This window comes from Hahella sp. CR1 (assembly GCF_029813005.1).
In the GTDB taxonomy this organism is placed as follows: domain Bacteria; phylum Pseudomonadota; class Gammaproteobacteria; order Pseudomonadales; family Oleiphilaceae; genus Hahella.
On record NZ_JAPELK010000001.1, the window covers coordinates 224,188 to 235,964 of the forward strand.

The following is an 11,777-nucleotide window of genomic DNA, read 5'->3' on the forward strand; positions in this document are numbered from 1 at the left end:
GAAGACTGCTTGCAGGATATGCAAATCATGCAATGGAGTGGGAGGACACCACCATGGCTGTACGAGAACTCAAGCGCATCATTAACGCCAGCCCGGCGACCGACGGCGCGGGAGTCAGGATTTCCCGGATCGCAGGATTTTCCGCTACCGATCTGGAACCTTTCTTAATGATTGATGAAATCCGTTCCGACGAACGGGACGATTTTATCGCCGGCTTTCCCGAACATCCCCATCGCGGCCTGGAAACTCTGACCTATATGAAAGAAGGCGGCTTCGAACACCGCGACCATATGGGCAACCAGGGCGCCATCAAAAGCGGCGGCGCGCAATGGATGTCCGCCGGCAAAGGCGTCATCCATTCGGAAATGCCGATACCGGAAGCCGCACGTATGCACGGCTTTCAAATCTGGATCAACCTTCCCCGTACGCAGAAAATGAAGCAGCCGGAGTGGCGCGACGCGCAGCCGGAAGAACTGCCCTCTATTATTCTGAGTTGCGGCGAGATTCGGGTCATCGCCGGCTCCTGGCGCATTCAGGATAATTTCAGCACCTCACCCTTGAATCGACTGGCGCAATCCGCCGGCCTGCTCGATATATCCCTGCTGCCCAACGGCAAGCTGGATCTGCCCCTGGAGCAAGACCGGCAGGCGGCGATCTACGTCTATAACGGTCGCGTGCACATGGGCTCAGTGTTGCAGGCAGGCCAGCTCGGCATTCTTGGCCCAGGCGAACGCCTGCAACTGAGCGCGGATAAAGGCGGCGCGGACTTCCTGTTACTTGCGGGAGAAGCCTTACATGAGCCGGTGGCGCATTACGGTCCTTTCGTCATGAATACCCACGACGAAATTCTCACTGCGGTGAAGGATTATCAGGAAGGGAAGCTGACGGCATAGCAAAACGGCCTCCAAAGAGGCCGTTTTCATGTGGGCGCCGCCGTTAAAACAACGTATAGATGAAGGGCGCCACCGCCGATCCCTGGGTGATCACAATCAGGCCGCCCAACGTCACCAGGGTTAATATCAGTGGAAACAGCCACACTTTTTTCCTTTGTCGCATAAACGCCCAAAGGTCTTTTAGAAATTCCCACATCAGAATGGTCGCTCCATGGACTCAGGGGTAATAGGTTCGTCGCGTACAGTTCGATAAGAGGTCGCCAGCGGATCGATGCGCTTTTGCAGTTGCAGTTTGTGCGCAAGCCGCAGCGCCCATCCCAGCGGCGCCACCAGAACAACGAATACGGCGCCGAGAATGATAGCGCTGTTTATCTTGCCCAGCCTTAAGGCGAAATGCATCCACAGGACATATACCTGACGCAGCAGCCCCGGTTTCACCATCGCCAGGGCGGCGAACACCGCCGCAACCGGATAAGGCCATCGGGGCAGGCTCAACGCAAACACCCAAGGCAAAAACAATCCAAACACCAGAATAAGAAAGGCGGCCATAACCAGGCCGAACTTTCTCAGTTCCCCTTCCGGAGCGGAGGCAAAGTCCTGTTGCATTGAGTTAGTCAAGTTCAAACTCCCGAGACCAATCTTTATTCACTAACGCCTCCGGCTGCATGGCCTTGCGCAATATGCAGCGTCCCAAGACCAATACATCCATCTCCGTCGCCATAAAACACCGAAACGCATCGTCCGGCGAACAAACCGGCGGTTCGCCACGAACGTTAAAGGACGTGTTGATCAACACCGGATGGCCGCTATGTTTGGCGAACTCTTTTATTAGACGATGAAACTCAGGATTAGTTTCCTGATGCACCGTCTGCACCCGCGCCGAATAGTCGACATGAGTGATGGCGGGCAAATCCGAGCGAATCTGGCGCAGACGCTCCAGCCCCTCAAGGCCCGGTTCGGCGGATTTGCGCCACGGTTGCTGAACATCCGCCACCAGCAGCATGTAGGGGCTGGGTTTGTCCAAATCGAAATAATCACAGCAATGCTCCACCGCCACTGCAGGAGCGAAGGGGCGGAAGGATTCGCGGAATTTGATTTTGAGATTCATCTTGGTCTGCATGGCCGGGTCCATCGGATTGCCCAGAATGGACCTCGCCCCCAGAGCGCGGGGTCCAAATTCCATGCGCCCCTGAAACCAGCCCACCACCTGGCCGTCAGCCAGATCACTGGCGATGTCCGCGTACAACGCATCATCTTCCAGCACCGCAAAGGTCGCGCCGGCTTCCGTCAAATAGCGTTGAATTTCTTCATCACTGTATTGTGGCCCCAGATAAGCGCCCTGCATGGCGTCCAGTTCTCCTGAGGCCAGGGGACGCGTTCTGGGTTCGCCTTGATAATGATGCCAGGCCAGCAAGGCGGCGCCGAGAGAACCGCCCGCATCGCCGGAAGCCGGTTGAATCCAGATATCGTCAAACGGGCCTTCCCGCAGCAGGCGGCCATTGGCGACGCAATTCAGCGCCACCCCACCGGCCAGGCACAAATGACGTTGTCCCGTCTCCTCGGCGATCGTCCGCCCGAGGCGCAACACAATCTCCTCCGTCACCGCCTGGACCGAACGCGCCAGATCCATATACGCCTGCGTCAACGGCGCTTCCGGCTCCCGCCGGGGCAGACCGAACAGCTCTGCGAAGCGCTGGTTGGTCATACGCAGACCGGTCATGAAATCGAAGTAACGCAAGTGCAAGCGGAAAGTGCCGTCGGCTTTGACATCGATGAGATGCTGCATGATCAAGTCGACGTATTTCGGCTCCCCGTAGGGCGCCAGTCCCATCAACTTGTATTCGCCGGCATTGACCTTGAAGCCGCAAAAGTAGGTAAAAGCGGAGTACAGCAGACCCAGAGAATGGGGAAACTCGATTTCCCACAACGGGCGCAAAGCAGCGCCCTCGCCCACCCACACGGAACTGGTCGCCCATTCCCCCACCCCATCCAGACACAGAACCGCCGCGTTGGCGAACGGACTGGGGTAGAAGGCGGAGGCCGCATGAGACTGGTGATGTTCCGCGAACAACAGCTGCGGCAGCGCGGCCTTGGGGTCCCGCAACAGGCCTCTCAACGCCTTCTTCAACTCACTTTTGAGGAATAGCTTATCCTTGAGCCACACCGGCATCGCCGTGGCGAAAGAACGGAAACCTCGCGGCGCGAACGCCAGATAGGTCTCCAGCAGCCGCTCAAACTTCAATAGCGGCTTATCATAGAAAACCACCCTATCCACTTCGTCCAGAGCGACGCCGCCGGCGTCGAGAACGTATTCAATGGCGTGACGGGGGAAATCCGCATCGTGTTTCTTGCGGGTAAATCGCTCTTCCTGGGCGGCGGCCAGAATCACGCCGTCCTTTACCAGCGTCGCCGCAGCGTCATGGTAATAAGCGGAAATGCCTAAAATCGTGGTCATTGAAAGGGAAGCCAATCCGTTATGCGTAGTATGAGGTATGACCTGCCGGGAAGGGGCCGTCTTTGCTATCGCTATAGTTTTCTTAAGACTACTGATGCCATAAAATGCGCGCAACCATTTTTTCCGGAGACACCCATATGCCGCGGGCCAGTGAGATTAAGAAAGGCGAAGTCGTTGATTTAAACGGGCAATTGCTGATTGTTAAAGACATCGAAGTGCACAGCCCCAGCGCCAGAGGCGCCGCCACCCTGTACAAAATGCGCTTCAGCAATGTGCGCACCGGTCTCAAATATGAAGAAAGTTTCAAAGGCGACGACATGCTGAGCACCACTCAGCTGGAGCGTCGTCAGGTCGCTTTCTCTTATATCGACGCCGACGATTACGTCTTCATGGACAACGAAGACTTCTCTCAATACATGCTGAAAAAGAACGACATCGAAGACCAGTTGCTGTTCCTGACCGAAGAAACCCAGGGACTGCAAGTGCTGATGGTGGATGGTCAGGTCATCTCACTGGAGCTGCCGCAAACAGTGGAAATGGAAGTCATCGAAACCACTCCCGCCATGAAAGCGGCTTCCGCCAGCGCCCGCACCAAACCCGCCAAATTCGTCACTGGTCTGACGATTCAGGTTCCTGAATATCTGGAACAGGGCGAGCGCGTCAAAATTCACACCGCAGAAAAGCGTTTCATGGGTCGCGCGGACTAAATTGCGCCGCCTTTGATCGCCGTTGCAGCGACGCGCCGTCGTCGCTGCGTTCTCCCCTGACGCCCCTCTCCGCGCTAAAAGCGCATCCCCGGATTTGCGGCTACACTGAGTGAATGAATTCTAACTTGGTCCGGCCGGAAACGATGCTCTATAAGTTGTCCTGCAAAGGCGCGCTTTGGCTGCTTTTTTGGCTGTTGGCGTCCCCGCTGGCGAATGCCGCCCCCGCCCCGTCCATGACGCCGGCGATGCATGTGGTGTTTTTCAATCCACAAAGCAGTGACGACACCTTCTGGTCCGAGGTGATTCGCTTCGCCCGCGCCGCCGCGGAAGATCTCAATATCCGTCTGGATGTATTCAGCGCCAATCACGACCGCCTGCTCATGCGCCAGCAGATCAAGCATATTCTCTCCAGCGACCCGCCAGACTTCATCATGTACAAGAATTTTAAAGGCAATGCCCCGGAGTTGCTGGCGCTGGCGGAGGAGGCCAAGGTGCGCTCCTTCATCTTTAACTCCGGCCTCAATGTGGAGCAGGAACGACGATACGGACACCCGCGGGAGCGCTTCAAACAATGGGTCGGGCAAATGCTGCCCAACGATGAAAACGCCGGCTACGCCCTCGCCAATATGCTGTTCGCCTCCGCCGCCTCTCGTGAGCTGCTGCGCGGCGGTCAGGTGCTGCCCATTCTCGCGATAGGCGGCACGCCCACGGACAACGCCGCCATCGAACGGGAAATGGGGTTGCATCGCTCCCTGTCGGAACGCCCTGAAGTGGAGCTGCAACAGTTGGTGTCCGCCCGCTGGGACGAGGAGCTGGCGTATAAGCAGGCGGTCGGCCTGTTGAAACGCTACCCTCGCACCCGGGTGATCTGGGCCGCCAACGACTCCATCGCCGTCGGCTCCCTGCGGGGCGCGCAGAGCCTCGGCTATAAGCCCGGGGAAAACCTGCTTATCGCCGGCATCGACTGGAGCCCTTCCGCGTTGGAGTATATCCGGGAAGGCAAGCTTACCGGTTCTTTCGGCGGCCATTTCATGCAGGGCGCCTGGAGCCTCGTGCTGATGTACGACTACCACCATGGTCGGGATTTCGCGGATGACGTCGGTGTGTCCATTCACTCCAACATGGGGCTGCTCACGCCGGAAAACGTCGACAGATATTTAAAGTTCATTGTCGGCGTCAATTGGAGTGAAATTGACTTCACCCGCTTTTCAAAAGCGTTGAATCCTCAACTCAAGCAGTATGACTTTTCATTAGAACGGCTGCTTCAGCAGCAGTGAACTCATTTTGGCGAGACGTGACGACATAATGCTTCCAGATCAGTCCATCAACGAAGAGCCCTCCAAGGATCGGAAACAAAAACGTCATCCACACAGCGCCTACCTGCGTCGCCGGTTGATGACGCTGACCTCCATCATCATTGTCTCCATGTTCGCGCTGGAGGCGGCGGTGACCGCCTGGTACGACTACCGGGCGCAACTTGCCAACCTGGAGAAGGAAGCCTATCTGCTGGCGGACGCGCAGCGATCGGTGCTGGCCGCCGCCGTCTGGAACTTTGATTTCGACATTATCAACAACGCTGTCAACAACCTGTTCTCCATGCCGGAAATCATGCAGGTCGCAATTCGCTATCCAGATGGCGAGGTCATCGCCTCCGCCGGCAAGCTGTCGGACGGCGCCGCGCAGATGCGCATCACCCGGCCGCTGCTCTGGGATCAAGCCGGAGAAAAGGAGATCGGCACGCTCAACATTGTGATCGATATCAGCCAGGTGGAAAGCTCCATGCTGGTCAAGCTGACGGAACGCTCCGTCACCCTCAGCGCCACGCTGATTATCTGCCTGGTCGCCATTTACCTCGCCTGCCGCTGGATGACGCAACCGCTGGAGGAGCTGACCGCCGCCATCACCCGGCTGGCGGACGGCGATCTGGAACAGCGCATTCCCCACACTCAACGCAACGATGAAATCGGCAATGTGGCGCGGGCGCTGGTGAAATTCTCGGATAACAGTCGACTTCTATACGACCTGCAAAACTCCCTCACCTTCAATGTAGCGGAGAAGACCCGTCAGTTAAAACAGGTGCGGGAAGACAGCGCTCATGACAATACGGTGCGCGCCCGCCTGCTCGCCATGGTGTCGCAGGAAATTCGCTCCCCCATGACCGCGATTCAGGGTGCGGTCATGCTGTGCAAAAACGGTCTGACGGGAGAGATACAGGAGAAGACCTTGCACATGCTGCATGTTGCGGAGCGTAACTGCGAACGTATGCAAAAATTGATTGAGGTGCTGTTCGATATCTACCAGATTCAGAACCACTCTCTCTCGCTGAATTTAAGCCCGGTCAATCTGCTCAAGCTGACGCGGACGCAAACGGAAATCTGGCGCAACAAGGCCTATCAAACCAGCAAAAACCTGCACTTCGAAAGCGGGGTGGCGGAAGCCTGGGTGCGCGGCGATGAAAAGCGCCTGCAGCAGATCATCGATATTCTGCTCAGCAACGCTGTCAGGCATTCCGGTAAAGGCGGCGAGATCAGCGTTCATCTGCGCCGGGAGGGCGCTTTGATCAGCTTGTCGGTCAGCGACAACGGCCCCGGCATTCCCAAGAAAATCCGCCCCTATCTGTTCGAAGGGCTGGCGCGCAGTGACGAGGCCAGCAGCGATTCCCTGGGCTCCGGCTTCAGCCTGACGTTGGCGAAAGGGTTGGTGGAGTTGCAGGGCGGACAGATTTACTTCGAATCCATCGCCAAGGAAATTTCCAGCAACTCCACTCTGCCGACCGGCGCCACCTTCTATCTGGAGCTGCCCTACATGCCTGCGCCGGACGCGGCGGATTAATGCATGGAGTGTCGCGGAAAATAGCGCGCGCCGTCGTAACGGTCAAAATAAGCGCCCAAAAGCGGATGGTCGATCTGGGTCGTATCCAGACTGACTCGTAGATTGCGTTCCGCCACGTAGGTCATATGGTCGCTCTCATGCACCAGCACATGATACCAGGGCTGATCTTTCGGCGGACGCGACTTGGCGACGCTCTCATACCAGGCGTCGGTATGGTTAAACGTCGGATCGACGCCGATCACCACGCCGCGATAACCAAATAAATTATGTTCAACCAACTGGCCGACAAAAAAGTGTGCTTGCGCCATATCCCCTCCTGTCCCTAATTATAGTCGGGCTTGGCGGGACGCGCTGACGCAGTGTCGAGTCGCGGGAGAGTCGCTTACACCCGCCGCGACTTACGGTAATCGCAGGGGGACTGGCTAAAGCTGCGGGCAAATACTTCGTAAAAACGGGTGATGGAGGAAAATCCGCTTTCAAATGCGATCTGACTGGCGCGCAGGGATGTCGTGGTCAATAAGCGGGCGGCGTGATTCACTCGCAGCTGGGTCAGATATTCCAGAATGGTCATATCCAGCACCTGCTTGAACAATCCCATGGCGAAGTTTTTGTGCAGTCGCACATGCGCGGCGACATCCGCGACGGAGATGGACTCGCAATAGCGCTCGTTCATGTACTCCACCATCTTGTGCACATGACGACAGGAACCCGTGGGTTCAGCCGCAGGCCTGGCGACGCAGGCGTCCGGCCCCAAGGCGTCTTTGAACAGACGCCGCAGCAACAAGGCTATTTCGTCCCAGACCAGATCTTTCAAATAGTCATCCTGACAGGCCAGCTCTTCCGCCCAACGCGCGACGGTTTCCGATTCCAGCGCCTTGGCGGCGTCCGCCACGCAAATCTCGCCGTGCAGCAGCTTCTGTTTCACCCGGTGCGGGATGCAGAGCTCCGCCAGAAAGGACAAGGGCAACCACAAACGTAATCCCCAGGCTTCCGCATCGCTGTGCAGTTGCTTGGCGCCGTGCAGCGAAGAAAAGCACACCAGACTGAATGGTTGCAGCACCAGGCGCCGGCGGGCGTCCCACAGCACTGCGCCGCCGGCGCAACAAATGGCGACTTCAAAATGAGCGGCGTCCGTCAGACTGGGAGAGTCCGCCAGCGCGCCGAAATAATGGTGCGGAGAGCCGCCCCTGGGAGCGGCCGCCGCCGATGCATTTGCTGTTTTCATGAGATGACGTTTGTTGTTGTTTTAATCTCTGACTTAACGTCAGGCTGAGCGGCGCAACGAAGCGTCCACTGGCTTACCTTGGGCATCAAACAGATGAAGATGTTGCGAGGGGGCATGCAAGTACAGCTCACACCCCGGCTCCAGCTCCATTTCCCCCACGATGCGCGCCGTCATTTCACCAACGCCTGCGACATCGACATACACGTAGGTGTCGCTGCCCAGATGCTCCGCCATGCGCAACACGCCTTTCCAGTCGCCGGCTTCGCCCTGAATGCGCACCTGCAGATGTTCTGGACGAATGCCCAGGGTGGCGGCGCCGAGATCTTCCGCCGCCTTGCCCTTGAGCATATTCATGCGAGGCGAGCCGATAAAAGTGGCTACGAACTCAGACGCAGGCTGGTTGTACAGTTCCAGCGGCGTGCCTACCTGCTCTATGCGTCCCTGATTCATCACTACAATCTTGTCCGCCAGGGTCATGGCCTCAACCTGATCGTGGGTGACGTAAATCATGGTGGAGCCGAGACGTTCATGCAGCTTGGCGATTTCCAACCGGGTCTGCACGCGCAGGGACGCGTCCAGGTTGGACAGCGGCTCGTCGAACAGGAACACCTTGGGCTCGCGCACGATAGCGCGTCCAATGGCCACCCGCTGCCGCTGACCGCCGGATAACGCCGCCGGCTTACGCTTGAGCAACGCGCCCAACTGCAGGGTTTGCGCCACCGCTTCCACTTTGCTGCGAATTTCATCCGGTCCCGCGCCGTCGAGCTTCAATCCGAACGCCATGTTTTCATACACCGTCATGTGCGGGTACAGCGCATAAGACTGAAACACCATGCCCACCCCGCGCTTGGCCGGCGCCACATCGTTGACCAGCGCGCCGCCGATATAAAGCTCGCCGGAGGTGATGTCCTCCAGACCCGCGATGGTGCGCAGCAATGTGGACTTGCCGCAACCGGAGGGGCCGACAAACACGACAAATTCGCCGTCTGCGATTTGCAAGTTGACGTCATGCAGCACATGGGTCTGCTGAAAAACTTTATTGACGTTGCGTAATCTAAGCTCAGCCATAACATCTCGTCTCTTGTATTTGTTGTGCCGAAAGGCGCGTCCACGCGCCTTGTATTTCAGCTATTTGTCTCAGCTATTTCAGCTCGCCGAAAAACGCCTGATACGGCGGCAATACGATATCTTCGCCTTCCAGCACGCCGCTGTAGCCGTGCCCACTCATCGCCGTCACATTGGCCATGCGACAAGGAGTGCGAATGGTTTCCGCGGTCATATTCAGGGCGACGACGATACGCTGCTCTTCATCACTACGCTCAAACAGCAAGCCGCCTTCCGGCGCGTCCAGCATGCGAATCGCGCCAGCCTTCAGTGCGGATTGCTGCTTGCGCCAGTGAATAAAGCCGCGATAGAAGTTGAGCACGGAATCCGGATCTTTCTCCTGTACATCCGGCGCCAGCCCCAGATGCTCCTCGGACACCGGCAGCCAGGGGTCGATGGAGGAGAAACCGCCGTAGGGCTTGTCGCTTTCCCAGACCATCGGCGTACGGCAGCCGTCGCGACCTTTGTATTCCGGCCAGAACGGCAGGGCGTAGGGGTCCTGCAGGCGCTCATAGGGAACATCCGCCTCCGGCAGTCCCAACTCTTCGCCTTGATAGATGCATGCGCTACCGCGCAGAGACAGCAGCAGACCCAGCAACAGCTTGGCGAAAGGCGCGCGATCGCGGCCGTTGGCCCAGCGTGTGGCGCAACGCACTACGTCGTGGTTGGACAGCGCCCAACAGGCCCAGCCGTCGCCAATCTGATTCTCCAGACGCTCCACCACTTCACGAATATAGGTGGGCTCATGGAACACATTCAGCAGATCGAAGGTGTACGCCATGTGCAACTTGTCGCTGCCGGCGGTGTAGTCCGCCATGATTTTCAGCGGCTCGTCAGCGCCGATCTCGCCGACCGTGGTGATGCCTTCGTACTGATCCAGCAACTCACGCAGACGCTTGAGGAAGCCAATATTGTCCGGGCGGCTGATGTCATAGACATGCAGCTGCAACGAATACGGGTTCTGTTCCGGCGCGCCGAGGGTCTTCTTGGCGTCTTTCGGCAGTGGCGGGTTGTCGCGCAGCTGCTTGTCGTGGAAGTAGTAGTTGACGGTGTCCAGACGGAAGCCGTCTACGCCCAGGTCCAGCCAGAAACGCACTTCCTCCAGCATCTGATCCTGTACTTCCGCATTGTGGTAGTTGAGGTCCGGCTGGCTGCTCAGGAAGTTGTGCATATAGTACTGACGGCGCTTGGCGCACCATGCCCAGGCGGAGCCGCCGAACATGGCCAGCCAGTTATTCGGCGGCGTGCCGTCCGGCTTGGGGTCGGCCCAGACGTACCAGTCCGCTTTGGGATTGGTGCGATCCTGCGAGCTTTCCTGGAACCAGAGGTGCTGATCCGAGGTGTGGCTCATCACCAGGTCGATCATGACCTTCATGCCCAGGGCATGAGACTTTTCCACCAAACGCTTGAAGTCGTCCAGGTCCCCGAAAATGGGGTCGACGCTGCGGTAGTCGGATACGTCATAGCCAAAGTCTTTCATCGGCGATGTAAAGAATGGGGACAACCAGATCGCGTCCACGCCCAGACCGGCGATGTAATCCAGTTTGCTGACGATGCCCGGCAAATCGCCGATGCCGTCCTGGTTGGAATCCAGATAGCTACGCGGATAAATCTGATAAATGGTGCAGCCGCGCCACCAATCCCGCTCAACCTTCGACATGAGAGAAACTCCTAAAACAATCTATAACTGCAGGCGTCGCCACGCGGCGCCCGTTTAACCTTTGACTGCGCCAGCGGTGAGGCCGGACACAATGCGACGTTGAAACACCAATACCAGCGCCACCAGCGGCACGGTCACGATGACCGATGCGGCCATGATCACGCCCCAGGGCAGCTCATGCTGGCTGCTGCCGCTGATCAGCGCGACGGCCACCGGCACAGTGCGCTGCGCGTCGGTGAGCGTGAACGTCAGGGCGAACAGAAACTCATTCCAGGCGGCGATGAACGCCAGCAGTCCGGTAGTGACCAGCGCAGGCCACATCATCGGCAGGAATACCCGGAAAATAATGGTCAGGTTGGACGCGCCATCCAGAATCGCCGCTTCTTCCACTTCCTTCGGCATCTGTTTCATGAAAGTGGTGAGCACCCACACCGTGAACGGCAGCGTGAAAATCAGGTACGCCAGCACCAGGCCCAGCAGGTTGTTGTACAGACCCAGGCCGCGAATGACTTCGAACAGGCCGGACAGCACCGCCACTTGTGGGAACATGGATACCGACAGAATCGCAATCAGCATCAGCCCGCGACCGCGGAAATCGATCCGCGCCAGGGCGAAAGCGGCGGTCAGACCCAGCATCAGCGACACCAGCACCACCGCGCTCGACACCATCACCGAGTTGAGGATGTTTTCCCCAAAAGCCGTGCCTTTGAATACGGAGATATAGTTCCCCCATTGCACCGAGGTCGGCCAGTAGTCCACCACGAACAATTCGCTGCCGGATTTGAATGACGTCAGAATTGCGTAATAAAAGGGGAACACGGAAAACACCACGATCACCGCCACCAGCAGGTAAAAAGCGGTTTTACGCAGCAACTGTTTTGCATCGACAGTCTGGCTCATG

At 57.8% G+C, this 11,777-nt stretch carries 12 protein-coding genes; 4 read left to right on the top strand and 8 right to left on the bottom strand.

Features of this window, described 5'->3' with window-relative positions:
• Positions 1 to 53: 53 nt before the first annotated feature.
• Entirely contained in the window at positions 54 to 893 is an 840-nt protein-coding gene (locus ONV78_RS00990) for a pirin family protein (RefSeq protein WP_216735414.1), read from the top strand.
• A 43-nt stretch (positions 894 to 936) separates the two neighbouring features.
• Here the strand turns inward: ONV78_RS00990 and ONV78_RS00995 are convergent, their stop codons facing one another.
• The 3 genes from ONV78_RS00995 to ONV78_RS01005 are packed head-to-tail and all read right to left on the bottom strand — an operon-like array spanning position 937 to position 3,348.
• Positions 937 to 1,089 (bottom strand): DUF5989 family protein, encoded by a 153-nt coding sequence (locus ONV78_RS00995; RefSeq protein WP_279500352.1) that lies wholly within the window; start codon positions 1,087 to 1,089, stop codon positions 937 to 939.
• Entirely contained in the window at positions 1,089 to 1,511 is a 423-nt protein-coding gene (locus tag ONV78_RS01000; protein WP_279500353.1) for an SxtJ family membrane protein, read from the bottom strand. The genes ONV78_RS00995 and ONV78_RS01000 overlap by 1 nt, the downstream gene beginning before the upstream one ends.
• Positions 1,504 to 3,348, bottom strand: coding sequence for a carbamoyltransferase (locus tag ONV78_RS01005; protein WP_279500355.1), 1,845 nt, complete (start codon positions 3,346 to 3,348; stop codon positions 1,504 to 1,506). Before ONV78_RS01005 ends, ONV78_RS01000 begins: the two co-directional genes overlap by 8 nt.
• A gap of 137 nt (positions 3,349 to 3,485) precedes the next feature.
• Between ONV78_RS01005 and yeiP the strand changes: the two genes are divergently transcribed.
• The 3 genes from yeiP to ONV78_RS01020 all read left to right on the top strand — a co-directional run bounded on the left by yeiP (position 3,486) and on the right by ONV78_RS01020 (position 6,887).
• Positions 3,486 to 4,055, top strand: a complete 570-nt coding sequence (gene yeiP / locus ONV78_RS01010; protein ID WP_127967951.1) for an elongation factor P-like protein YeiP — start codon at positions 3,486 to 3,488, stop codon at positions 4,053 to 4,055.
• A gap of 143 nt (positions 4,056 to 4,198) precedes the next feature.
• Positions 4,199 to 5,332, top strand: coding sequence for an ABC transporter substrate-binding protein (locus tag ONV78_RS01015; protein WP_279500358.1), 1,134 nt, complete (start codon positions 4,199 to 4,201; stop codon positions 5,330 to 5,332).
• A 28-nt stretch (positions 5,333 to 5,360) separates the two neighbouring features.
• The gene (locus tag ONV78_RS01020) at positions 5,361 to 6,887 is read left to right on the top strand and encodes an ATP-binding protein (protein ID WP_216735409.1); all 1,527 of its coding nucleotides are present in this window, start codon (positions 5,361 to 5,363) and stop codon (positions 6,885 to 6,887) included.
• Here the strand turns inward: ONV78_RS01020 and hspQ are convergent.
• From hspQ to ONV78_RS01045, 5 genes are all read right to left on the bottom strand, one after another.
• Positions 6,884 to 7,195, bottom strand: a complete 312-nt coding sequence (gene hspQ, locus ONV78_RS01025; protein ID WP_127967948.1) for a heat shock protein HspQ — start codon at positions 7,193 to 7,195, stop codon at positions 6,884 to 6,886. The two genes, ONV78_RS01020 and hspQ, sit on opposite strands and share 4 nt — an antisense overlap.
• Before the next feature lie 74 nt (positions 7,196 to 7,269).
• Entirely contained in the window at positions 7,270 to 8,112 is an 843-nt protein-coding gene (locus ONV78_RS01030; protein WP_216735408.1) for a helix-turn-helix domain-containing protein, read from the bottom strand.
• 39 nt (positions 8,113 to 8,151) lie between these two features.
• Positions 8,152 to 9,180: a sn-glycerol-3-phosphate ABC transporter ATP-binding protein UgpC gene (ugpC, locus tag ONV78_RS01035; protein ID WP_279500364.1), complete on the bottom strand. Its 1,029-nt coding sequence runs from the start codon at positions 9,178 to 9,180 to the stop codon at positions 8,152 to 8,154.
• Positions 9,181 to 9,253: 73 nt separating this feature from the next.
• Positions 9,254 to 10,876 (bottom strand): alpha glucosidase, encoded by a 1,623-nt coding sequence (locus ONV78_RS01040; RefSeq protein ID WP_279500366.1) that lies wholly within the window; start codon positions 10,874 to 10,876, stop codon positions 9,254 to 9,256.
• Between the two features lie 54 nt (positions 10,877 to 10,930).
• Complete coding sequence (locus ONV78_RS01045; RefSeq protein WP_216735405.1) at positions 10,931 to 11,776, bottom strand: carbohydrate ABC transporter permease; 846 nt, start codon at positions 11,774 to 11,776, stop codon at positions 10,931 to 10,933.
• Between the last annotated feature and the right edge of the window lies 1 nt (position 11,777).

Bases quoted from the DNA above. Each gene is read 5' to 3' on its own strand.
- ONV78_RS01005 (WP_279500355.1), bottom strand. From the start codon at position 3,348: ATGACCACGATTTTAGGCATTTCCGCTTATTACCATGACGCTGCGGCG.
- hspQ (WP_127967948.1), bottom strand. From the start codon at position 7,195: ATGGCGCAAGCACACTTTTTTGTCGGCCAGTTGGTTGAACATAATTTA.
- ONV78_RS01030 (WP_216735408.1), bottom strand. From the start codon at position 8,112: ATGAAAACAGCAAATGCATCGGCGGCGGCCGCTCCCAGGGGCGGCTCT.
- ONV78_RS01045 (WP_216735405.1), bottom strand. From the start codon at position 11,776: ATGAGCCAGACTGTCGATGCAAAACAGTTGCTGCGTAAAACCGCTTTT.
- ONV78_RS01040 (WP_279500366.1), bottom strand. From the start codon at position 10,876: ATGTCGAAGGTTGAGCGGGATTGGTGGCGCGGCTGCACCATTTATCAG.
- ONV78_RS01020 (WP_216735409.1), top strand. From the start codon at position 5,361: ATGCTTCCAGATCAGTCCATCAACGAAGAGCCCTCCAAGGATCGGAAA.
- ONV78_RS00995 (WP_279500352.1), bottom strand. From the start codon at position 1,089: ATGTGGGAATTTCTAAAAGACCTTTGGGCGTTTATGCGACAAAGGAAA.
- ugpC (WP_279500364.1), bottom strand. From the start codon at position 9,180: ATGGCTGAGCTTAGATTACGCAACGTCAATAAAGTTTTTCAGCAGACC.
- ONV78_RS00990 (WP_216735414.1), top strand. From the start codon at position 54: ATGGCTGTACGAGAACTCAAGCGCATCATTAACGCCAGCCCGGCGACC.
- yeiP (WP_127967951.1), top strand. From the start codon at position 3,486: ATGCCGCGGGCCAGTGAGATTAAGAAAGGCGAAGTCGTTGATTTAAAC.
- ONV78_RS01015 (WP_279500358.1), top strand. From the start codon at position 4,199: ATGCTCTATAAGTTGTCCTGCAAAGGCGCGCTTTGGCTGCTTTTTTGG.